This is a genomic window from Pseudomonas fluorescens group sp. PF-1 (assembly GCF_054481335.1).
Genome location: NZ_JBTMNG010000001.1, coordinates 2,582,362 through 2,604,380, shown reverse-complemented (window position 1 = coordinate 2,604,380; position 22,019 = coordinate 2,582,362). Strand labels below are relative to the sequence as shown.

Here is a 22,019-nt window from a genome sequence, read left to right as displayed (position 1 = left end):
ATCCATGTTGAAAACTACACCCACCCCGCCACACACCGATCCAGCATCTCCCTCCGAAAACCCCAATCCAGAAAACCACCACGAACCCACCGACCGCATCCCCTCCGCCGCCGACATCCGCGCCACCCCGCGCAAAACCTGCCGCATGTTCATCGTCGACCCCGAGCTCGACACCGAATCCCTGCTGGCCCACGCCTGCGAATCCCTGGCCTCGGCCAACGTCATGACCCTGGACCTCGCGGACCGTACGCAAGGCACCAGTCGCAACACCCTGCTGGGCATCGCACAAGTGATCATGCTCGGCGAACTGGCCGTGAACCGCGCACTGGACCGCATCGACCCTCCCGACTGAGCACAAAACCCTGTAGCGAGGGAGCTCGCTCCCGCTGGGCCACGCAGCGGCCCCAAACCCTGCGTTCCGACAAACCTTTCCCACAGGTGATCACTCACCATCGGCTCTGCCCCCCCCAGCAAACCTAACAGTTCTGATAGTTCCCGCAGGTTCCGAAACCCCCAATACTGCTCGCCACCACGCCAGCCTTTCGGGAGCGCCCAACATGCCAGCAACGCGCGCAACACTGCTCTGCCAATACCGCTACGACGCCCTCGACCGCTTGACCGGCCAGGGACTGACTGACGCGCCACCCCTTCAGCGCTTCTACTGCAAAAGCCGACTGGCCACGGAGATTCAGGGAGCGTTGCGCCAAACCCTCTTCCAGCACGGTGATTGGCTGCTGGCGCAACAACAGCAACAGGGTGTCGAGCACGCCACCACGCTGCTGGCGATTGATCAGCAACGCTCGGTGCTGAACACACTCAAAGCCAACCACCAGGCACAACCCATCGCCTATGCGCCCTATGGTCACCGCCAAGCGACAAATGGATGGATGAGTTTGATGGGGTTCAATGGCGAACGGCCTGACCCACTGACCGGGCACTATTTGCTGGGTAATGGCTATCGAGCGTTTAATCCGGTGCTGATGCGATTTAACAGTCCGGACAGTTTAAGTCCGTTTGGCGAGGGTGGGTTGAATGCGTATGCTTATTGCGAGGGGGACCCTGTCAATTCAAGTGACCCTAGTGGCCATCTAAAGTTCCCCCGAAGTATTCTTCATACATCACCGACTTCTATAATCGTGCGCAATCCAGTCGGAGCTCCATCTGTATACACTTTGAAAGCTGGAATATCTCAAGAAGCCGGTATTCGCGCCATCCAGAACATGGACAACCTTACAATCACGGCGCTCAATGAGTCCGCCCAAGACGCCCGCTATTTAGGGCTTTTTTATGATCAACCGAACAAAGTTCCAACCCTGAAAGAAATGACATTGTACAAACTTAGAAACTCAAAAAAAATTATTGACAGCCCTGCCATAGAAATCAAAACCAAATTAAAAGAAGAATTAAAAAACGTTTCATCGCTTGCTGATAGCGAAGCACTTATCAGGTACATCCGAACAAATAGATATGGCGCCGATATCGATCAGACTCGTCCATTTTCTATGGCCCGGTTACTTGCAGCCAGCGAAGGCGTTTACCACCCCTCATCATCGCAACTTGACAGACCAAGACCTGAAACCGCCAGCATGTTTATCCGCTCGCTAAATCATTTAAAACATCGTGATCATGACAAATTAATCGAGCAGGCCAAGCGCATCAGGTCTGATCATTTCACGTGATTTTTGAACAAGTCTCTCCATCCCTCAAAGCCGAGGCGACGGTTATGTCCTCTAGGATTAGGTGCTTTACTAAGGAAACCAAAACCCCACGAGCCCCCATCATGAACCGCAACGACCTGCGCCGCGTGGACATGAACCTGTTGGTGATTTTCGAAACCCTGATGTTCGAAAAAAACCTGACCCGCGCCGCAGAGAAATTGTTCCTCGGCCAGCCTGCGGTCAGCGCGGCGCTGGCGCGGTTGCGGGATTTGTTTGACGATCCGTTGCTGGTACGCAACGGCCGTAGCCTGGAGCCGACGCCGCGCGCCCTGGTGATTCTCAAGGAACTGCAACCGGCGATGGACACCATTTCCGGTGCGGTCAGCCGGGCCAAGGATTTCGACCCGTCCACCAGCCGTGACGTGTTTCGCATCGGCCTGTCCGATGACGCCGAATTCGGGCTGTTTCCACCGTTGCTCAAGCAGATACGCGAAGAAGCACAGAACGTGGTGGTCGTCGTGCGGCGAGTGAATTTCACGTTGATGTCGTCGATGTTGTAAACACCCAACCCTGTGGCGAGGGAGCTCGCTCCCGCCGGGCCACGCAGCGGCCCCAAACCTTGCGTTCCGACAAACCTTTCCCACAGCTGATCATTCACCATCGACTCTGCCCCCCAGCAAACCTAACAGTTCTGATAGTTCACGCCCGTTCCGAAAACCCCAATACTGCTCGCCACCACGCCAGCCTTTCGGGAGCGCCCAACATGCCAGCAACACGCGCAACACTGCTCTGCCAATACCGCTACGACGCCCTCGACCGCTTGACCGGCCAGGGACTGACTGACGCGCCACCCCTTCAGCGCTTCTACTGCAAAAGCCGCCTGGCCACTGAAATTCAGGGGGCGTTGCGCCAAACCCTCTTCCAGCACGGTGACTGGCTGCTGGCGCAACAAGAGCAACAGGGTGTCGAGCACGCCACCACGCTACTGGCGATTGATCAGCAACGCTCGGTGCTCAACACACTCAAAGCCAACCACCAGGCACAACCCATCGCCTATGCACCCTATGGTCACCGCCAAGCGACAAATGGATGGATGAGTTTGATGGGGTTCAATGGCGAACGGCCTGACCCACTGACCGGGCATTATCTGCTGGGTAATGGTTATAGGGCGTTTAATCCGGTGCTGATGCGATTTAACAGCCCGGACAGTTTGAGTCCGTTTGGGAAGGGTGGGCTGAATTGTTATGCTTATTGCGCAGGGGATCCAGTAAACTTTAACGACCCTAGCGGACATCAACCCCAAATACATATTAAAACCAGTATTTTCGGAAAAATAACATTCAAGCTCAACGGGAGCAAATTAAAACCTTATGAACACATAACTAAAAACCAAGCTCTACTCGCAGCAAAACAATACAATAAAATGACAAGTCAAATGAAATTACCACTCAAAAACATAGTTGAGAACGATTTCAAACAAAGAAAAGCCTATCAAATGCTAGGCACTGAGCCCATAAACCTGGAAATGATCGCAAGAAAAAAACTCGCCTTGTCTGGTGTCTCACTAAGCAGCTTGCCAATAGATGAATTCCCACCCGCCCTGCATTACCCCAACCAAGAAAAACTGAGCGCCCAGATCAATCTACTGGACTATGTGCATGGAGATCAGCCGCGAGCCGACCAGGCGTGGGTGGATAGGCTTATCCTGGCGACGCATAGACCTGTAACACACACCAAAAACGGCGAGCCGATAACAATATCATCGGAGGTTGCTAAACAATACAATGAAAGGCTGCTCGCAATTCGCGAATCCCAAAAGCAAATACTTAATCAGCATAAGCGCCACATTTTTCTTCAATACTTCCAATTTGCTTCTTAAACAACAAGCATCTTTTAGAGAAGTTACGAGACGACATTAAGTTCAGCCGTTCGATCAAATAGCTCGCAAGTCATCCGGCCACAGAGCAGGCCCAGGGTTTGCTGCTTTACTGAAAAGACCCAGCCCCCCCACGAGCCCCCACCATGAACCGCAACGACCTGCGCCGCGTGGACATGAACCTGTTGGTGATTTTCGAAACCCTGATGTTCGAGAAGAACCTGACCCGCGCCGCAGAGAAACTGTTTCTCGGCCAGCCTGCGGTCAGCGCGGCGCTGGCGCGGTTGCGGGATTTGTTTGACGATCCGTTGCTGGTACGCAATGGCCGTAGCCTGGAGCCGACGCCGCGCGCCCTGGTGATTCTCAAGGAACTGCAGCCGGCGATGGACACCATTTCCGGTGCGGTCAGCCGGGCCAAGGACTTCGACCCGTCCACCAGCCGTGACGTGTTTCGCATCGGCCTGTCGGATGACGCCGAATTCGGGCTGTTTCCACCGTTGCTCAAGCAGATACGCGAAGAAGCGCAGAACGTGGTGGTCGTCGTGCGGCGGGTGAATTTCCTGTTGATGTCGTCGATGCTCGCCACCGGGGAGATTACCGTCGGGATCAGCTACACCACGGAATTGCCGGCCAATGCCAAGCGCAAGAAACTGCGAGACTTGAGCGTCAAGATCCTGCGCGGCGACAACCGGCCCGGCCCCCTGACGCTCGATGAATTCTGCGAACGTCCCCATGCACTGGTGTCGTTTTCCGGGGATCTGACCGGGGCGATCGACACCGATCTCGCCCGCATCGGCCGCTCGCGCCGGGTGGTGCTGGCGGTGCCGCAGTTTGCCGGGCTGCGCGCCTTGCTGGCGGGCACCGACATGCTGGCAACGGTGCCGGATTACGCGGCGAGCGCGCTGATCGAAGGCAGTCCCCAACTGCGTGCCGACGATGCGCCGTTCGAGATCAAGCTGTCCGAACTGTCCATGGTCTGGAACGGCGTCAACGATAACGATCCGGCAGAACGTTGGTTGCGCTCGAAAATTGTGGAGCACATGTCTGCTCCACCACCGGGACATTGAGCGAATTGAACTGCGGATCGGTCTCGCGCAAGTAGATCGGCAGGTCCGTCATGGGTGGCATGGCCGGGATCTCGAAATACATCTGGATCACCCAGCCACGGTGATAGCTGGCGTGGTTGACCACGTGCATCAACATCGCGCCGGCGCTCATGGTGCCGCTTTCACCGGAGAGAAAGGTAAACCGGACGGGTTTGTCCAGTGAGGCATCGGTCTGCCGGGCGGTCCACTCGCAATACCAGTGATCAACGATCTGTTGCGCCTGGCGCAGTGCCGACAGTTCAGGGTGAACCATGTCGTGGGAGGTTTTGAAGCCGTGTCCCCGGCCTTCGAGGTGGGCTTGCCAGAGGCAATCCACTACATAGATGTGGTTCAGCGTGCCCATCATGTTCTTGAAAATGCCGGCGCGCTGTTTGTAGACCTCGGCCGGGGGCAGTTGCGCCAGGTTATCGAAGAGGCGCTGGTTGGCCCATTGTTTGTAATCGGCAAGCAGGCGGGCAGTGCGTACGTTGATCATCAGACTTCTCCGATGGCGATGAGCGCATCTTTCAAGGATAGCGCTATCCCCACGCCGCAGTGCTGTGGCTGATCATCGGTACGGTGGTTACTGCGCGAGCGTATCCAGTACCCGATCGGCCAGCGCCAGGCTACTGGTCAGGCCTGGGGATTCAATGCCGAACAGGTTCACCAATCCCGCTACGCCATGCTGAGTCGGGCCGCTGATTTTCGGGCGAATACCGCTGTAGGCCGGTTGCAGACTGCCATCGGGCAACCCCGGCCAGTAACGCCGGATCGCCTGATAAAAGCCGTCGCCCCGCGATGGATTGACGCGGTAGTCGATGTGATCGACCCATTCCACATCAGGCCCGAATCGCGCCTGGCCGCCCAGGTCGAGGGTCATGTGCACACCCAGCCCGGCACTTTCCGGTGCCGGATACACCAGATGGCGAAACGGCGCCCGGCCACTGAAACTGAAATAGCTGCCCTTGCACAACCGCGCCTCTGGAATGTATTGCGCAGGCAGGCCGGCGATGCGGCTTGCCACCTCGGGCGCAGACAACCCTGCACAGTTGATCAGTTCGCGACAGCTCAAGGTCATGGGTTCGGCACCGCCCATGTGCAACTCGAAACCCTGTTCGAGGCAACGCGCCGACAACAGCGGCGTATGAAACGCCAGTGACGCCCCCCCGGCTTCGGCATCGGCCTGCAACGCCAGCATCAAGCCATGGGAGTCGACGATGCCGGTGGACGGCGACCACAGCGCGGCGACGCAGGACAACGCCGGTTCCAGTTCCCGCGCCTCACTCGCCGCCAGCCATTGCAGGTCATCGACACCGTTGCGCCGGCCCTGCTCCAGCAAACCCTGCAACGCCGTGCGCTGGGCTTCATCGGTGGCCACGATCAACTTGCCCAGGCGCTGATGGCTGACGCCACGCTCGTCGCAGAAGGCGTAGAGGCGTTGCTTGCCCTCCACGCACAACTGCGCCTTGAGGCTGCCGCCGGGGTAATAGATGCCGGCGTGGATCACTTCGGAATTGCGCGAACTGATGCCCACGCCTATGCCTTCGCCGGCCTCGACCAGAATCACTTCGCGCCCGCTCATGGCCAGCGCCCTGGCCACCGCCAGCCCGACCACTCCGGCCCCAACCACCACGCTGTCGATATCGACGCTCACCCGCCCTGCCTTCATGTCAAACCAGCTCCCGCTCTCGGTAATCGATCAGGCAGGAGAATATCGCCAACAGCATGGCCCTGACCACGAAGACGATGGGCATCGGGAGCCGGCCGCCCATGTCGCCTCTGGATATCGTGCCGCTCCCACAACCGCCTTCGCTGGCAAGCCAGCGCCTACAGTCCGGACCTTGGGAACCCGGTCCCGGAGGAAAAATGATTATCCGACTGCACCCGTGTCAATCTTCACCATCAGGGAACTCCTGGCGACCGCCATGCATCCTAAATGATGAGGTACTTCCTTTTTGCTTCACGCTTTCAGAGGACACCGTCATGCGCCGTCTGATTATCGTTTCTTCTCTGTTGCTGTGTTTACCCTTCGGCTCTGCAATGGCCAAGGTGGACGCAGGCGATGTCGCCACCTCAGCCGGGGTTTCCGCATCGCTGTACTCGACGTTCAAGGACCACAAACTCATGATTCCCGCCCGTGATGACGCCTCCAGCTTCGTGGCCAGTGGCGGTACGATTCGCGGCGCCTATCTGGAATCGGTTCTCAAACAGCTCCGGCAGGAGCACCCCGACCTCAACAACGCAAGCGACGAAGACCTGGCTCGCGCCATTCTCGTCCAGGAAGGCGTTCCAGCCGGTCAATAACGATGGCCAACCTCAGCGGTGGGGCTTGTGAAACCTGGACAGCGTTTTCAGCCCTGCCTTGCTTGACGGGTGTGGCTTCAAGCATGCCGCGCCCACCCGGCCACCAGGGCCGGGGTGATGCTGACACCGCCACAGACCACAATCACCACGTCATGGGCCTGGGCAATCGCCGGATGATCCAGGTACGCAATCGCCAGTGAAACTCCACATGCCGGCTCGACCAACTGGCGACAATCATTGGCGTACCGCACCACGCCCATGATCGCCTCCTCGTCCCCGAGCACCACGCACTCGTGGGGAAAATCGAGGATGTGCCGCACCGGCCACGCCGCCACCTCAGAGGCGCCGAGTGACGTGGCGACTGTGTCGATCCGTGGCAGGCGCACGGGATGCCCGGCCGCCATGGCTGCCGCGAACGACGCCGCGCCTCGGGTTTCACAGGCAACGATCCGGCAGTCCATGCGCCGATGGCGGATCAGCCCGGTGAGCAGGCCCGCCAGCAAACCGCCGCCGCCCACCGACGTGACCAACGCATCGACTTGCGGGCAGTCTTCGAGGATTTCATCGACCATCGTGCTGTGCCCTTGCCACAGCACCGGGTGATCGAAAGCCGGGACATATTCGGTGTCCGCCCCCTGCGCCAGCTCCATGGCCCGTTGGTTGGCTTCGTCCCAGACCTTGCCGTGGACAATCACCTCGGCGCCGGTTTTGCGGATTCTGGCGCGGGTGCTTTCAGGGGTGGTGTGCGGCACGACGATGCACGCCTGCAATCCCAGGCTGACGGCCGCCACGGCGGTGGCGAACCCGGCGTTGCCCCCGGAAGGACAGACGACTCTGGTTTTGCCCTGGGCTTCGGCCTGACTGCACAAAAGCCCCATGCCACGCAGTTTGAATGAGCCACTGGGTTGCAGGTTTTCCAGTTTGAGCCAAATGCGACGGGCCGGGGAAGAGAGGCCAGGGTGCAGGATCAACGGGGTTCTGATGTGAAGCATGGCGGCTCCTGGTGCACGCCGCCCACTCGTCGAATGTTCCGCGAGCCAGCGGTGAACGGTCCTGTTTCAAGCTTAGTTCACCCTGACCCGAGACTGGCGTTTCAGCGATAACGCAGCGCGGGGCCAGGGGCGACCGCCGACTGGGACGGATCCTATAATCAAGGGTGTGCCCACTGATCGAAGCATCATGAAAATTTCCGTAAAACTGGCTTTTATCGCCTTCGTGTCCACCTTCGCCTACCTCTGGCTCGCGATTTGGGGGCTGGGCGGATTCGCCGCCTTTTTCTCTCATGGCGCGCTGGTCGTGGTGGCGCTTGCCACCCTGGCGATGGTCGTCGCTTCGCTGTTCACCGAGGTCAACCTCAGTTCCGGCGAACGTGAAGACCGGGCCAACCGCTGGGTGCTGCCGGCCTTTGGCATCATTGGCTTACTGAGCGGATTTCTACCGGCCTACACCGACCGGGTCGACGTCTGGACGTTCGGCGGCGAGGGTGTGCGTTGGCTCGGGGCAGTGCTGTACATCCTGGGCGGCGCCCTGCGAATCTGGCCGGTGTTCGTGCTGGGCAAGCGCTTCAGCGGGCTGGTGGCGATTCAACCGGGGCACAGCCTGGTCACCGACGGAATTTATCGCCGCCTGCGTAACCCCAGTTATCTGGGGATGTTGATCATCGCTGTAGGCTGGGCGCTGGCATTCCGTTCGGCAGTCGGACTGTTGCTGGCCGCGCTGACGGTGATCCCGCTGATTGCGCGGATCGATTCGGAGGAGGCGCTATTGCGGGCGCAGTTTGGTGCTGACTACGAGGCTTATTGCACCCGGAGCTGGCGGTTGATTCCGAAAATCTATTGAAGCAACCACAGCCGGTGTCGGCGCCAACCGCTTGCTCATTCGACGTTCTCGAACGTGATTGAAACTCATCACTTCTGCTACCAAAGCTGTAGCACTCGGTAACACCCGGCCCCATTGCAGTGCATCTTTTTCAAGCATTTCGATCCCCCCGCCCTGCCCCGCACGGCCAAAACAGGCATGGCGTACTTTGTGCATCTCAAGGCGATCCTCCCTTGCTTGAAGCCACCATGCGCCCCAAGGAACTGAAACTCTGGACCACCGGTGTCGCCCACCTGCTCGACTTGCCCGCCGGGCATGCACGGCTGTCGGGCCTTAGTCACTGGTTGCGGCAAGTCTGCCCGGTCGATCATTTCGTCCTGTTCGTCTACGAAGGCAATCACCGGCCCCTGGCGTTGTTCGACACCTTCTCGGCGGACAAACGCGCGGTGTATGTCGATGACTATCAGTGCGGACCGTATTTGCTCGATCCGTTCTACCTGGCCTGTACGCGCGGGCAGGCACCCGGATTGTGGCGATTGCGCCAGTTCGCGCCCGACCACTTCTACCTCGGCGAGTACTACCTGACTTATTACCAGCAAACCGGTCTGGCAGAAGAAGTGGCGTTTTTCGTCGACCTCGGCGCCGGTGCCACGGCCGTGCTGTCGCTGATGCGTTCCTCGGCCAGTTGCGCGTTCAGCCGTGACGAAATGCAGTTGATCGAGTGCGCGCAAGCGGTGGTCGAGCAGGTCATCAATGAAGCCTGGCGCTTGCGTCAGGCCCAGCAACCGCGACCCGCGCAGGATCTGGACTTCAAGATCCGCGAAGCCTTCGATCAGTTCGGCGCGCACATTCTCACCGGACGCGAACAGGAGATTGTGCAGCTGCTGTTGCGCGGTCACTCCAGCGCCTCGGTTGCCGAACAACTGAACATCAGTCCGGGCACGGTAAAAATCCACCGCAAGAACCTCTACGCCAAGCTCGGCATCGGCAGCCAGTCGGAATTGCTCGGACTGTTTATCCGCGACCTCACTGAAAATCAGCTGCAAGCTTCAAGCGACAGGCTGCAAGGGGATCGAGGTCGCGCCGTTGGCTGGTAGCTTGCACAGTGCTTGCAAGCAGCACGTACCCGTTCATTAAACATCACTGGATGGGTACTAGAGGGGATGATGCGCTTCAGGCTTGAGGCTTGTTAAGCCGGCCATCCAGACCAAAAGGCTCTTGCAGCACCAGCTCGTACAAACCATTGGCCATTTGCGGGTTCATCAGCAAATTCCAGCTATGCGGCGACACGCTCGATGGCACCAAAACAAACGGATGCTGGCGCAGCAGATCGGCACCGAACTGTTGCTGGCTGCGGCTTGGGGTGCCAGGGACCAACCAATTGGGGTTTGCGATGGTTTCGGGCCGTACCACGTGAATCCTGGACGGGTCCAGCACACGGGCCTGCGTCAGGCGATGAGGCTTGCAATCCAACGCGTCGAAATCCTTGTGCACCGCCACCTCGAGAATGGCCGTAGAGGCATCCAGGCTGGCATAAACCGTGGCCATGCCTTTAGGGTTCCAGCGTCCACCGACCTTTTCTGCCCCCACGCCCAAATGCCATGTGGGGGCATACTCGGCAGGGTCGAGGCGCCAGAAGTGAATCTCACTGCTGAAGGGGTCTTTAGCCATCAATAGACCCCATACTCGATGCGCGTCAGAAAATCAGTCACCAACTCATAGCCCACCGAGTTAGAAATCAAATCGATGGGTATTTCACCGTCCAGGCCACGCGCAGGTTTGACCATCCATTGCTCGGCCAGCTCGCGCGAGCCCAGCACCTCCGTGGCTTTTTCCAAGACTTCGGCATAGTTGAGCGCGCGCGTGCTTTGCTCCGAGGTCAAGATTTCATTGGGCGTTTTCAGCCGCCGCGCCAGCGTGCGATCAGAAGCGCCAACGATTTTCGACAGCACGCCGCGTTGCTTATACACCTCGCTGTTTTCGATCATGTTGAGCACTGACTGCAGCGGAAAACCGTTTCTTACGGCTCGGTAAATCTCCATACGATCATCACCCGCATTCCCGGAGAGCAAGATCGCGACCATGCGTGGCGGGTGATCTGTCGCAGTAGTGGTCACCGCAGGTTTCTTTCGACCCGAGATTTTTACTGCCGCTTCAAGCTGGCGCATTTGAGCACTCGTGAAGCGACCGGCATCTTTGACAGCCTCATCAGCTACATCATCTTTTTTCTTGGCGCTCATGGCAGTCTCCGTCGCTATGACATCTGGCACAAACTATAGTGCCAAATGGCAAAATTATCTAATCCAAGAACGCTCGCCTGCAACACACCCCTTACAGGAGGAACGCCTGCTCGCAATGGACCCAAGGGCACCGCGCTTAGCCTGCAAGCACGCGCCATCGTTCACGACCATCGCGATCAGGCTCGCTCCTACATGCCCTTTTATAGCCTCGCCCAGGCTCCGCATACCCTCTCCTACCCCCCAAGGGATATATACGCCGCAAAACCCTCATTGCTAGTTTGGCCCCCGACGCACTGATTCATCACTGCAAGGGAGCCCGCCTCGTGAACGACAACCCGCCAAGCGATATCGAATTCTGCAACGTGGTCAAACGCTATGGCCAGGTACAGGCTGTCAGTGGTTTGAATTTCGCCGTGCGGCGCGGTTCGTTCCATTCTTTCCTCGGCGGCTCGGGCTGTGGCAAAACCACCACCCTGCGCATGATCGCCGGGTTCGAACAGCCCACCAGCGGTGAAGTGCGCCTGGCGGGCAGGAACGTTGCCGGCGTTCCGGCCTTCGAGCGGCCGGTGAACATGGTGTTCCAGCATTACGCGCTGTTCCCGCACCTGACCGTGGCGCAAAACATTGCCTATGGCCTGCGCTATCGCACACCGCGCCCCGACAAAAAACAACAGCTGCGCATGGCCGATGAAGCCCTGGAAATGGTGCGCCTCAGCGGCTTCGGCCAGCGCAAACCGAGTGAGCTTTCCGGCGGCCAACAACAGCGCGTGGCCCTGGCCCGGGCGCTGGTCAACAAGCCCACCGTGCTGCTGCTCGATGAGCCGCTGGCGGCACTGGACCGCAAGTTGCGCAAGGAGATGCAGTCGGAATTGCTGCGCCTGCAACGCGAGGTCGGCATCACCTTCGTGCTGGTCACTCACGATCAGGAAGAAGCGCTGTCCATGAGCGACAGCATCAGCGTGATGCACAACGGCTCGATCATCCAGACCGCCACCCCGGAACAACTCTACGAAGCTCCGGCCAGCCGCTACGTGGCCGACTTTATCGGTGAGTCCAACCTGTTCAACGGCACCGTCCGCCATCTGAATGGCCGTTCGGTGGTCCTGCGCACCGAGCAGGGACTGGAACTGACCAGCCCGCTGACGCCCACCGGCAAGGCCCTGAGCGCCAACGCCGACGGCTGCATCGCCGTGCGCCCTGAACTGATCAGCATTGCCGGTGCCAGCGCCGACATGGCGCGGGAAGTGACCCTGCAAGGCTGCGTCGAGGACCGGATCTACCTGGGCAACACCACCGAATACCGCGTGCGCACCCAGGCCTTCGGCGTGGTCTGCGTGCGCGTGCCGCGCCAGCAGGACCACGGCGCCAACGCATTCGAACACGGCGCGGCTGTACGCGTCGGCTGGGATCACGCCAATGGCCTGGCCATGGCGTTGTAAGTCGTCGATTCGTTTCATCAACCGGATGGGGAGCGTGCTATGGACCAGAAGACCTTTATCAAAACCCTGCGCAGCTGGCAGAACGGCTCGATCAGTCGCCGCGACTTTCTTGGCCGTACCGGCCTCGGGATCGCCGCGGCGGTGGTCGCCACCCATATGCCCGGCCTGCTGACCTCAACGGCCGAGGCCGCCGAGCAGGGCAAACTGGGGGATCGCCTGTCGCTGGCGACCTGGCCGAACTACCACAGTCAGGAAAACCTCGACGCGTTCGCCAAGACCACAGGAGCGCGGGTATCGATGAGCGTGTTCGGCTCTAACGAAGAAATGCTCGCCAAGTTGCAGGCCGGCGGCAGTGGCTGGGACGTGCTGGTGCCGACCAACTACACCATCAGCACCTACGTTGGCCTGGGCTTGATCGAGCCCCTGGACCTGTCGCGCATTCCCAATTTCGATGCCTCGGCGTTCCAGCAGAAGTTCATGGCCCAGGGCACAGTCGACGGCAAGGTCTATGCGGTGCCGAAGAACTGGGGCACCACCGGCATGCTTTATGACACTGGCAAGCTGAAGAACGGCCCAACCAGCTGGAAAGAATTCTGGGCCGCCGCCCAGGGGCCTGCCAGTGGCCGCACCATGGTCCACGACTATCAACTCACTGCCATCGGCAACGCCCTGAAAAGCTTCGGTTACAGCTTCAACTCCCTGGACCCGAAAGAACTGGCCGATGCCGAAAAGCTGCTGATCGAAGTCAAGCCGCACCTGTTCGCCATCAACTCCGACATCCAGCCGTCGATGCGCAGCGGCGACGCCTGGCTGGCCATGTCGTGGACCGGTGACGCCTCGCAGCTGCATCGCGACAACGCGCAGATGCAGTTCGAGCTGGGCAAGGAAGGCGGCGAGCTGTGGAGCGACTTCTTCGCCATTCCGAAAAACTCGGAGCACAAGGACGCCGCCTACGCCTTCATCAACTACCTGCTCGATCCGCAGCACAACAAGCTCGAAGTGCTGAGCCACGGCTACCCGAGCGGTGACAAGCGGGTCGATGCCCTGCTGCCGACGGCCATGCTCAGTGATCCGATCATGTACCCGGCCGCCGAAGCCCTCAGCCCACTGGAATTCGGTGCGGCAGCGACGCTCACCAGCCCGGCCCGCGCCGAACTGATGGCCCGTTTCAAATCCGCCTGATCACTTGCCATGGCTAACGAGGAGTCGCCCATGAATGCCGCCGCCCACCCGCAAACGGTGCAGCCGGGCAGTGCCCTGTCAGTCGAGGTGCGCCCACGGCGCAGCCTCGGCCGGCGGATCACCCTGCTGATGCTCTTGCCTTCGACCCTGTGGTTCCTGCTGCTGTTACTGATGCCGCTGGTGATCATCCTGGTCTTCAGTTTCGGCGAGCGCAGCGCCGTGGGCGGGTATGCCGGGGGCTTCACGCTGGCCAACTACCTGAACCTCGGTTCGCGGGCGGCGGCGTTCGGCAACACGCTGGTGTTGGCGCCACTGGGCACCCTGGTGTGCCTGGTGGCGGCCTACCCGCTGGCGTACTTCCTCGCCGTCAAGGTCAGCAAAAACCGTTCGCTGTTGCTGACCCTGGTGATCGTGCCGTTCTGGACCAGTTTCCTGATCCGCACCTACGCGTGGATTTTCATCCTCAGCGGCAAGGGCATTCCGGCGTTGCTGGCCAGCCTTGGCCTGGAAGACGTGCGGCTGATCAACACGCCCTGGGCCGTGCTGATCGGCATCGTCTATGGCTACCTGCCGCTGATGGTGTTCCCGATCTACGTCAGCCTGGAAAAACTCGACAAGCGCCTGCTCGAAGCGTCGGCGGACCTGGGTGCCAGTGCCTTCGAGAGCTTTCGCAGGATCACCCTGCCCCTCTCGGCACCGGGGATCATCACCGGGGTGATGCTGGTGTTTATCCTGCTGATGGGTGAGTTCCTGATCCCGGCCATTCTCGGTGGCGGCAAGGTGTTCTTTGTCGGCAACGCGCTGGTCGACCTGTTCCTTCAGTCACGCAACTGGCCCTTCGGCAGTGCGCTGGCGATGACCCTGGTGGCGATGATGTTGCTGATCATCGGCCTGTATTTGAAGCTCGTGGCGCGCTATGGCGGCCGCCCTGCCGACGGAGGCCTGTGACATGTGGCTGCGCAGCTATTCGACTTCGCTGTACCTGTTTCTCTACGCGCCGATCGCCCTGATCATCCTGTTCAGCTTCAACGCCGGGCGCAGTGGCCTGGCCTTCGAGTGCTGCTCGGTGCAATGGTTTGGCCGCGCCTTCGACAACCCGTTCATCATGGAAGCCCTCGGTCACAGCGCCTTCATTGCCTTGTGTTCGGCGGTGCTGGCGACGCTGTTCGGCACCCTCGCGGTGTTCGGCCTGCAGCGCGCCGGACGCAAGGTTCGCCTGCTGTTCGATGCCCTGACCTACTGCGCGATCATTGTCCCGGGCATCGTCATCGGCATCTCCACGCTGATCGCCTTCATCAGCCTGTTCGACCTGATCAACCCGCTGCTGGCGAGCTGGATGCCCAGCGTGCCACGGTTGAACATGGGGTTCTTCACCGTGATCGCCGCGCACTCGCTGTTCACCATGGCGCTGGTCATGGTAATTGTGCGCAGCCGTGTCGACTCGCTGGACAAGGCGTTGCTGGAAGCCTCGGCCGACCTCTACGCCCCACCCATGCAAACCTTCTGGCGGGTGACCCTGCCGCAGATCAGCCCCGCGATCATGGCCGGGTTCCTGCTGGCGTTCACCTTCAGCTTCGACGACTTCATCATCGCCTTCTTCGTCGCCGGTTCCGAGACGACCTTACCGATCTACATTTTCTCGTCCATCCGCCGCGGTGTGACGCCAGAGATCAACGCGATCTCGACGGTGATCATCTGCGTGTCGCTGGCACTGTTATTCACTTCCCGCTCTCTGCAAAACCGCCAGACCGGCGTTCAGGAGTCGCACCATGCGTGATCAGCTATACATCAACGGCGAGTGGGTCAGCCCGGACCTGGGCGGCTATCTGGAGGTCGTCGACCCGGCCACCGAACAAGTATTCCACCGGGTGGCGGCCGGCACCGAAGAGGACGTCGACCATGCCGTGCGCGCCGCCAGGCGCGCCTTCGACAATGGCTGGAGCCAAACCACCGGCGCCGAGCGCGCGCAGTGGCTGGAGGCCCTGGCCGATGAACTGGAAAACGGCCAGTCCGCGCTGGCGGAACTGGAGGTGCGCGACAACGGCAAACCCTTGCCCGAAGCGCAGTGGGACATCGGCGATGCGATTGGCTGTTTTCGCTATTACGCCGGCCTGGCCCGTGAACTCGACGAACAGCAGGACCAGCCCCTGGCATTGCCGGACGCCCGTTTCCGCTGCCGTATCCGCCACGAGCCGATTGGCGTGGCCGGGCAGATCATCCCTTGGAACTACCCGCTGCTGATGGCCGCCTGGAAAGTGGCTCCAGCCCTGGCGGCGGGCGCCACGGTGGTGTTGAAGCCGTCCGAGCTGACGCCATTGACAGCGCTGGAGCTGGCCGCCGCCGCTGACCGCATCGGCCTGCCGGCGGGCGTGCTCAACGTGGTCACCGGGCTCGGCGCCGAGGCTGGCAGCCCGCTGACCGAGCACCCCGGCGTGGACAAACTGGCCTTCACCGGCAGCGTGCCCACGGGCGCGAAAATCATGTCGGCCGCGGCCCGTGACATTAAGAACATCAGCCTGGAACTGGGCGGCAAGTCGGCGTTCATCGTGTTCGACGACGCGGATGTCGAAGCTGCCGTGGAGTGGATTCTGTTCGGGATCTTCTGGAACCAGGGCCAGGTGTGCAGCGCCACCTCGCGCCTGTTGGTGCAGGACAGCATCGCCCCGCGTTTGATTGAACGACTGGTGGAAGAAACCCGCAAGATCACCATCGGCCCGGGCCTGGAGCCGGGCGTGCTGCTGGGGCCTCTGGTCAGTCAGGGCCAGTACGACAAGGTGCTCGGTTTTATCGATCAGGGCCTGGCCAGCGGTGCGCGCCTGCTCACCGGCGGCCGCCGGCCAGCGCATTTGCCAGAGGGTTACTTCATCGAGCCGGCGATCTTCGACGAACCGGGACACAGCAGCATTCTCTGGCGCGAAGAAGTCTTCGGCCCGGTGCTGTGCATCAAGCGCTTCAACACCGAAGAACAAGCCGTGCAAATGGCCAACGCCAGCCGCTTCGGCCTCGCCGCTGCGGTGATGAGCGCCGACCTGCAACGCAGCGCACGGGTGGCCAACCAGTTGCGCGCCGGGATTGTCTGGGTCAACTGCTCGCAACCGACCTTCGTCGAAGCGCCGTGGGGCGGCATGAAACACAGCGGGATCGGCCGTGAGCTGGGGGAATGGGGCTTGCACAATTATCTGGAGGTCAAGCAGGTCACCGAGTACGTCAGCGAGCAACCCTGGGGCTGGTATTTGAAGTAAACAGACCGACCGCTTCGCGAGCAGGCTTGCTTCCACAATGTGAGCTTCAGCGACCTCAAAAACCGAGGTCGCTCACGGTCCCTGTGGGCGCTGGCTTGCCCGCGATGACGTCGGCACCGCCCACAAAACTGTCGACCGCCAGGCCGCCATTGCGAACAGTCTCGCTCCCACACTCGTCGTGAAGGGTTAAGATGAAACGCCCTTCAATACACGACGGAGTTGATCAATGCGCATTGCTTTGCTGTCCGATGTCCACTTGTCCGTCAACGCGATCCCTTTTCCCGTCGTGGATGCCGATATTGTCGTGCTCGCCGGAGACATCGCCCGGCCGACCGCCGCCATCGAGTGGGCCAAAGCCTGTCCTGCTCCGATCGTGTACGTAGCCGGCAATCATGAGTTTTATGGCAGCGACCTGACCTCCACCTGCGAGCAGTTGAAACGGTTGTCCCAAGGCACAGGGATTCACGTATTGGAGCGCTCGGAGTATGTCCACGACGGCGTACGGTTTTTGGGCTGCACCTTGTGGTCTGACTATCGTTTGTTCGATGACGCACAAGACCGGGCCCAGGGCGTAGACCTGGCGACGGCGCTCATCCGGGACTTCAGCCACATCAAAATCTCCCCCGATTTTCCCGACCTGTTCACGCCGGCCATCTCCCAGTTGATGTTCCTGCAGACCGTCGCCTGGCTGGATGAATGCTTCAGCCGCGACAGCGCCCTTCCCACGGTGGTGGTTTCCCATTTCGCGCCGACACGCTCGAGCATCAGCCCGGCCTTCGCGAATTCACCGATCAATTCGAGTTTTGTTTCAGACCTCGAACAGCGGATCAAGGACTGGCAGCCGGCGCTTTGGTTGCATGGCCACACCCACGGGAGCTTTGATTATCGAGTGGGCAACACCCGCGTCATTTGCAATGCCCGGGGCTACGCAAAAAATGGCATCAATGAAAACCCGGACTTTGATGATGCCTGTGTGATTGAGCTCGATACCTGACGCGTCAATCATGCGCGCTGAGGGTCGTCCCTATTCGACATTCAGCTGCTTTCCCGCCATGGCCGCCGCACGCGCGTGGTACAACAGCCCTGTCTATCAGGACGCGCGCAGTATCGGCTTGACCGCCCCACCCGGGTGGTATTGAGTCCAAGAACCACGTGATCACAGCAAACACACTATGGGGGTCCATCTCGTGAGCAATAAGCCCTACGTCCCACCCAAGGTCTGGATAAACGACGCCCCGTCCGGCGGCCAGTTCGCCAGCATCAACCGCCCAACTGCGGGCCCGACCCATGACAAGGCGTTGCCGATCGGCAAGCATCCCCTGCAGCTTTATTCACTGGCCACGCCCAATGGCGTGAAGGTGACCATCCTGCTTGAGGAACTGCTGGCGCTGGGCAAAACCGGCGCCGAGTACGACGCCTGGCTGATCCGCATCGGCGAGGGTGATCAGTTCTCCAGCGGCTTCGTCGAGATCAATCCGAACTCGAAGATTCCGGCGCTGCTGGACCGCAGCGTCGAGCCGCCGATCCGTGTCTTCGAGTCCGGTTCGATCCTGCTTTACCTGGCGGAAAAGTTCGGCGCCTTCCTGCCCACCGATCCCGCAGGGCGCACCGAAACCCTGAACTGGCTGTTCTGGCAGATGGGTGCGGCGCCCTACCTGGGTGGCGGGTTCGGGCACTTTTACGCCTATGCGCCGGAGAAGTTCGAGTACCCGATCAACCGTTTCGCCATGGAAGCCAAGCGTCAGCTGGACGTCCTCGACCGCCGTCTTGCCCAAAGCCCGTACCTGGCCGGTGACCGCTATACCATCGCCGATATCGCGGTCTGGCCCTGGTACGGCCAGTTGGTGCGGGACAAGGTGTACTCGGCTGCCGAGTTTTTGTCTGCGCATGAGTACACCCATGTGCAACGCTGGGCCGAGGAGATTGCCAACCGGCCGGCGGTCATTCGGGGTCAGCGTGTCAACCGGACGTGGGGGGATGAGGCGAGTCAGGTGCCTGAACGGCATCAGGCCGAAGATCTGAATTAACCGCGCTCGCTAGCCACCGCCTCAAGCAGCAGCGTCCCAGTCGGCGGCAAGGTCGGCTGGGACGCTTGCCAACGACATGACCATTACGCCACGGAAGAGGCGGTCGTTCCGGAATCAAGGCCAGCGTCCCGATCAATCCGCCTGCACGGTGACCTGGTGCTGCTCACCCAGGCCGGTAATGCCCAGGCGAATGGTCTGGCCGGGGCGCAGGAAGACAGGGGCAGGCTTGATCCCCAGGCCCACGCCAGGCGGTGTGCCGGTGGAAATCACATCGCCAGGTTGCAGGCTCATGCAACGACTGAGGTAGGCAATCAGCTGTGGCACAGTGAAGATCAATGTCCGCGTATTGCCTTGCTGGTAGCGGTGGCCGTCGACCTCCAGCCACAGGTCCAGCACATGGGGGTCGGCGACTTCATCGCGGGTCACCAGCCACGGGCCGAGCGGGCCGAAGGTGTCGAAGCCTTTGCCCTTGTCCCAGGTGCCGCCGCGCTCCAGTTGCCACTCGCGTTCCGACACGTCGTTGATGACGCAATAACCGGCGACGTGCTCCATGGCGTTCGCCTCGTCGATGCAGCGCCCGCCTTTGCCGATGACTACGCCGAGTTCGACTTCCCAATCGGTCTTGAGCGAGCCGCGCGGGATCTCGATGTTGTCATTCGGGCCGCCGATGGCACTGGTCCATTTGCTGAAGATGATCGGCTCTTTCGGCACTTCCATGTTCGACTCGGCCGCATGGTCGGCGTAGTTCAAACCGATGCAGATAAATTTACCGACCTGCCCGACACAGGCACCGATCCGTGGCTGCCCTTCAACGAGGGGCAAGCTTAGCGGGTCGATGGCCGCAAGCGCCGCCAGGCTGTCCGGGTACAGGACCTGTCCGGCGATATCCGGCACATGGCCCGAGAGGTCGCGGAGCCGATTGTCGGCATCCAGCAGGCCGGGTTTCTCCGAACCTTTTTCGCCATAACGCAACAGTTTCATGGGGTTCTCCTGCTTGATCGAAAAATACAGACCGGTTTCAGATGCTCATGCCGCCATCGATGACATGCACACCACCGGTGGTGTAGCTGGACGCGTCGCTGCCCAGGTACAAGGCCAATCGGGCAATTTCCTCGGGGCTGCCGATACGCCCCATCGGCTGGCGGTCGAGGAATTGCTGGTAGACCCGGGCTTCGTCGACGCCCTGTTGTGCTGCCTGGGCCGAGATACGCTGGCGCAGTGACGGAGACTCCACGGTGCCGGGGCAGATCGCGTTGCAGCGAATGCCCTGGCCGATGAAGTCCGCCGCGACGGCCTTGGTCAGCCCCACCACCGCCGCCTTGCTGGCAGCATAGGCGAACCGGTTGGGCACGCCCTTGATGCTGGACACCACCGACGACATGTTGATGATCGAGCCGCCGCCACGCGCCAGCATGCCCGGCAGAAACGCGCGGATCATCCGGTACATGGCGGTGACATTGATGTCCATCGAACGCGCCCAGGCCGCTTCATCGCACTCGAGGATGTTGCCGCTGTGCACGTAGCCAGCGCAGTTGAACAGCACATCCAGGCCACCGATACGTTCACAGGCCTGGCTGATGGCGCTCGCCGACGTCACGTCCAGCGTAAGGGCGGTGATGCCTTCGACGCCCTCCAGCGCGCGGATATCGATATCACTGGCAAACACCTCGGCACCGGCCCGGGCAAAGGCGATGGCGCTGGCCATGCCGATACCCTGCCCGGCCGCCGTGACCAGCACCCGCTTGTGTTGCATGTTCATGCTGTTTCCAGTTTGGCAGTGGCGATGGCGACTTTCGGGGACCGGCCGAGCATTGAGGCGGGAATGGCCAGGATCAGCCCACCGCTGACGAACAGGCACAGCGCCAATACGTAAGTGCCGTTGTTGATATTACCAGTGAGGTTTTCCGCCACGGCGGTGATCATCGAACCGGTGAAGCCGGACAGGTTGCCGAAGGCGTTGATCATGCCGATACCAGCCGCTGCGGCGACGCCGGACAGGACTGTCCCCGGCAGGGTCCAGTAAATCGGCATCAGGCTGAGAATCCCCGAGGCGGATACGCTAAGGAACAGCACGGACAGCACCAGGTTGTCGGCGAAATAGGCGCTGAGCATCAGCCCCAGGCCACCGATGAACGCCGGAATCGCCGCGTGCATGCGTCGCTCTCCGGTACGGTTGGAGTGCCGCGCGTTGAGCAGCATCGCGACCACGGCCACCGCGTAAGGAATGGCAGTCAGCAAACCGATGTGCAAGCTGTTGGTGATACCGGTGCTCTTGATGATCGAGGGCATCCAGAACGCCAGGCCGTAAAAGCCGGTGTTGAAGGTCAGCAGGATCAGTACCAGCAACCACACCCGTGGATTGAAGAACACTTCGCTCAGGCGTGAAGCCTTGCCCTGGTTATCGGTGTGCAGATTGGCCTTGAGCAAGGCCTTTTCCGCCGCGGACAACCATTTGGCGGAGTCGATGTTGTTCGCCAGGCAGACGATCACGACGAACGCCATGATGATCGAAGGAATGCCCTCGATGATCAGCATCCACTGCCAGCCGGACATGCCGTGCACGCCTTGCATGCTGTTCATCAACCAACCGGACAGTATTCCGCCCAGGGTCAGGCTGATCGGCATGGCCATCAGGAACCCGGACATCACGCGGCTCTGGCGGTGCGTCGGAAACCAGTAGTTGAGGTACAGAATCACCCCGGGGAAGAAGCCCGCTTCGCAAATGCCCAACAGGAAGCGCAGCACGTAGAACATCGTGCTCGATTCGATGTGGAACACGCCCGCCAGCGGCACGGTGAATGCCACGGCCATGGAGATCACGGCCCAGGTCAACATGATCCGGGCGATCCAGAAGCGTGCGCCGTAGCGATGCAGCAACAGGTTGCTCGGTACTTCAAACAGGAAATAGCCCCAGAAGAACATACTGGCGCCCAAGGCGTAGACGGTGTTGCTGAATTGCAGCTCGTTGAGCATGTCGAGCTTGGCGAAGCCGATGTTGACCCGGTCCAGGTACGCGGCCATGTAGCACAGGAGCAGGACGGGAAGGATGCGCCAGATGACCTTGCGGTAGGTCCGGTCTTCAAAGTCTTGTTCGCTGGCGTGCGCCTGCGCGGGCAAATGCTCGGATATGGTTTGCATGGAGGTAACC

At 60.5% G+C, this 22,019-nt stretch carries 23 protein-coding genes and 1 pseudogene; 16 read left to right on the top strand and 8 right to left on the bottom strand.

Features of this window, described 5'->3' with window-relative positions; all coding sequences use genetic code 11:
- Nucleotides 1–4: 4 nt before the first annotated feature.
- From ACX3YD_RS12420 to ACX3YD_RS12400, 5 genes and pseudogenes are all read left to right on the top strand, one after another.
- On the top strand, nt 5–352 hold the full coding sequence (locus ACX3YD_RS12420) for a DUF6124 family protein (protein WP_458960097.1): 348 nt from the start codon (nt 5–7) through the stop codon (nt 350–352).
- Between the two features lie 205 nt (nt 353–557).
- Nucleotides 558–1,679: an RHS repeat-associated core domain-containing protein gene (locus ACX3YD_RS12415; RefSeq protein ID WP_458960096.1), complete on the top strand. Its 1,122-nt coding sequence runs from the start codon at nt 558–560 to the stop codon at nt 1,677–1,679.
- A 101-nt stretch (nt 1,680–1,780) separates the two neighbouring features.
- Nucleotides 1,781–2,215, top strand: a pseudogene (locus ACX3YD_RS12410) (LysR family transcriptional regulator); the annotation flags it as partial.
- Nucleotides 2,216–2,421: 206 nt separating this feature from the next.
- A complete protein-coding gene (locus ACX3YD_RS12405) occupies nt 2,422–3,537 on the top strand; it encodes an RHS repeat-associated core domain-containing protein (RefSeq protein ID WP_458960095.1) in 1,116 nt (371 codons plus the stop codon).
- Between the two features lie 143 nt (nt 3,538–3,680).
- A complete protein-coding gene (locus tag ACX3YD_RS12400; protein ID WP_103404428.1) occupies nt 3,681–4,601 on the top strand; it encodes a LysR substrate-binding domain-containing protein in 921 nt (306 codons plus the stop codon).
- Here ACX3YD_RS12400 and ACX3YD_RS12395 read toward each other — a convergent pair.
- Both ACX3YD_RS12395 and ACX3YD_RS12390 read right to left on the bottom strand, forming a co-directional pair.
- Nucleotides 4,522–5,115, bottom strand: a complete 594-nt coding sequence (locus ACX3YD_RS12395) for a DinB family protein (protein ID WP_458960094.1) — start codon at nt 5,113–5,115, stop codon at nt 4,522–4,524. The genes ACX3YD_RS12400 and ACX3YD_RS12395 overlap by 80 nt on opposite strands.
- Before the next feature lie 87 nt (nt 5,116–5,202).
- Nucleotides 5,203–6,273, bottom strand: a complete 1,071-nt coding sequence (locus ACX3YD_RS12390) for an NAD(P)/FAD-dependent oxidoreductase (protein WP_458960413.1) — start codon at nt 6,271–6,273, stop codon at nt 5,203–5,205.
- A 329-nt stretch (nt 6,274–6,602) separates the two neighbouring features.
- Here ACX3YD_RS12390 and ACX3YD_RS12385 point away from each other — a divergent pair, with 329 nt between their 5' ends.
- Entirely contained in the window at nt 6,603–6,923 is a 321-nt protein-coding gene (locus ACX3YD_RS12385; protein WP_090469717.1) for a DUF2388 domain-containing protein, read from the top strand.
- 77 nt (nt 6,924–7,000) lie between these two features.
- Here the strand turns inward: ACX3YD_RS12385 and ACX3YD_RS12380 are convergent, their stop codons facing one another.
- Nucleotides 7,001–7,915, bottom strand: a complete 915-nt coding sequence (locus ACX3YD_RS12380) for a pyridoxal-phosphate dependent enzyme (RefSeq protein WP_458960093.1) — start codon at nt 7,913–7,915, stop codon at nt 7,001–7,003.
- 187 nt (nt 7,916–8,102) lie between these two features.
- Here ACX3YD_RS12380 and ACX3YD_RS12375 point away from each other — a divergent pair, with 187 nt between their 5' ends.
- A complete protein-coding gene (locus ACX3YD_RS12375) occupies nt 8,103–8,762 on the top strand; it encodes a methyltransferase family protein (protein WP_458960092.1) in 660 nt (219 codons plus the stop codon).
- A 227-nt stretch (nt 8,763–8,989) separates the two neighbouring features.
- A complete protein-coding gene (locus ACX3YD_RS12370) occupies nt 8,990–9,838 on the top strand; it encodes a response regulator transcription factor (RefSeq protein ID WP_047538793.1) in 849 nt (282 codons plus the stop codon).
- A gap of 76 nt (nt 9,839–9,914) precedes the next feature.
- Here the strand turns inward: ACX3YD_RS12370 and ACX3YD_RS12365 are convergent, their stop codons facing one another.
- Both ACX3YD_RS12365 and parS read right to left on the bottom strand, forming a co-directional pair.
- Complete coding sequence (locus tag ACX3YD_RS12365; protein WP_047530063.1) at nt 9,915–10,412, bottom strand: RES family NAD+ phosphorylase; 498 nt, start codon at nt 10,410–10,412, stop codon at nt 9,915–9,917.
- Nucleotides 10,412–10,981 carry a type II RES/Xre toxin-antitoxin system antitoxin gene (gene parS / locus ACX3YD_RS12360; protein WP_458960091.1) on the bottom strand — a complete coding sequence of 190 codons (570 nt, stop codon included), beginning with the start codon at nt 10,979–10,981 and terminating at the stop codon, nt 10,412–10,414. The genes ACX3YD_RS12365 and parS overlap by 1 nt, the downstream gene beginning before the upstream one ends.
- A 323-nt stretch (nt 10,982–11,304) precedes the next feature.
- Here parS and ACX3YD_RS12355 point away from each other — a divergent pair, with 323 nt between their 5' ends.
- The 8 genes from ACX3YD_RS12355 (at nt 11,305) to yghU (ending at nt 18,871) form a co-directional block, all read left to right on the top strand.
- Nucleotides 11,305–12,420, top strand: a complete 1,116-nt coding sequence (locus ACX3YD_RS12355) for an ABC transporter ATP-binding protein (RefSeq protein WP_090462506.1) — start codon at nt 11,305–11,307, stop codon at nt 12,418–12,420.
- Between the two features lie 39 nt (nt 12,421–12,459).
- Entirely contained in the window at nt 12,460–13,602 is a 1,143-nt protein-coding gene (locus tag ACX3YD_RS12350; RefSeq protein ID WP_047530069.1) for an ABC transporter substrate-binding protein, read from the top strand.
- Between the two features lie 30 nt (nt 13,603–13,632).
- The gene (locus ACX3YD_RS12345) at nt 13,633–14,550 is read left to right on the top strand and encodes an ABC transporter permease (RefSeq protein WP_090462509.1); all 918 of its coding nucleotides are present in this window, start codon (nt 13,633–13,635) and stop codon (nt 14,548–14,550) included.
- Between the two features lies 1 nt (nt 14,551).
- Complete coding sequence (locus ACX3YD_RS12340; RefSeq protein WP_458960090.1) at nt 14,552–15,379, top strand: ABC transporter permease; 828 nt, start codon at nt 14,552–14,554, stop codon at nt 15,377–15,379.
- A complete protein-coding gene (locus ACX3YD_RS12335) occupies nt 15,372–16,844 on the top strand; it encodes an aldehyde dehydrogenase family protein (protein WP_207291491.1) in 1,473 nt (490 codons plus the stop codon). Before ACX3YD_RS12340 ends, ACX3YD_RS12335 begins: the two co-directional genes overlap by 8 nt.
- A 226-nt stretch (nt 16,845–17,070) precedes the next feature.
- Entirely contained in the window at nt 17,071–17,838 is a 768-nt protein-coding gene (locus ACX3YD_RS12330; protein ID WP_458960089.1) for a metallophosphoesterase, read from the top strand.
- A gap of 10 nt (nt 17,839–17,848) precedes the next feature.
- On the top strand, nt 17,849–17,983 hold the full coding sequence (locus tag ACX3YD_RS12325; protein ID WP_103404416.1) for a DUF1330 domain-containing protein: 135 nt from the start codon (nt 17,849–17,851) through the stop codon (nt 17,981–17,983).
- A 48-nt stretch (nt 17,984–18,031) separates the two neighbouring features.
- The gene (yghU, locus tag ACX3YD_RS12320) at nt 18,032–18,871 is read left to right on the top strand and encodes a glutathione-dependent disulfide-bond oxidoreductase (protein ID WP_130207249.1); all 840 of its coding nucleotides are present in this window, start codon (nt 18,032–18,034) and stop codon (nt 18,869–18,871) included.
- Between the two features lie 132 nt (nt 18,872–19,003).
- Here the strand turns inward: yghU and ACX3YD_RS12315 are convergent, their stop codons facing one another.
- From ACX3YD_RS12315 to ACX3YD_RS12305, 3 genes are read right to left on the bottom strand one after another with little or no spacing between them, the layout of a single operon-like run.
- On the bottom strand, nt 19,004–19,852 hold the full coding sequence (locus tag ACX3YD_RS12315; protein WP_103404415.1) for an ureidoglycolate lyase: 849 nt from the start codon (nt 19,850–19,852) through the stop codon (nt 19,004–19,006).
- A gap of 37 nt (nt 19,853–19,889) precedes the next feature.
- Nucleotides 19,890–20,630: an SDR family oxidoreductase gene (locus ACX3YD_RS12310; protein ID WP_103404414.1), complete on the bottom strand. Its 741-nt coding sequence runs from the start codon at nt 20,628–20,630 to the stop codon at nt 19,890–19,892.
- A complete protein-coding gene (locus tag ACX3YD_RS12305) occupies nt 20,627–22,009 on the bottom strand; it encodes an MFS transporter (RefSeq protein ID WP_103404413.1) in 1,383 nt (460 codons plus the stop codon). Before ACX3YD_RS12305 ends, ACX3YD_RS12310 begins: the two co-directional genes overlap by 4 nt.
- Nucleotides 22,010–22,019: the final 10 nt, after the last annotated feature.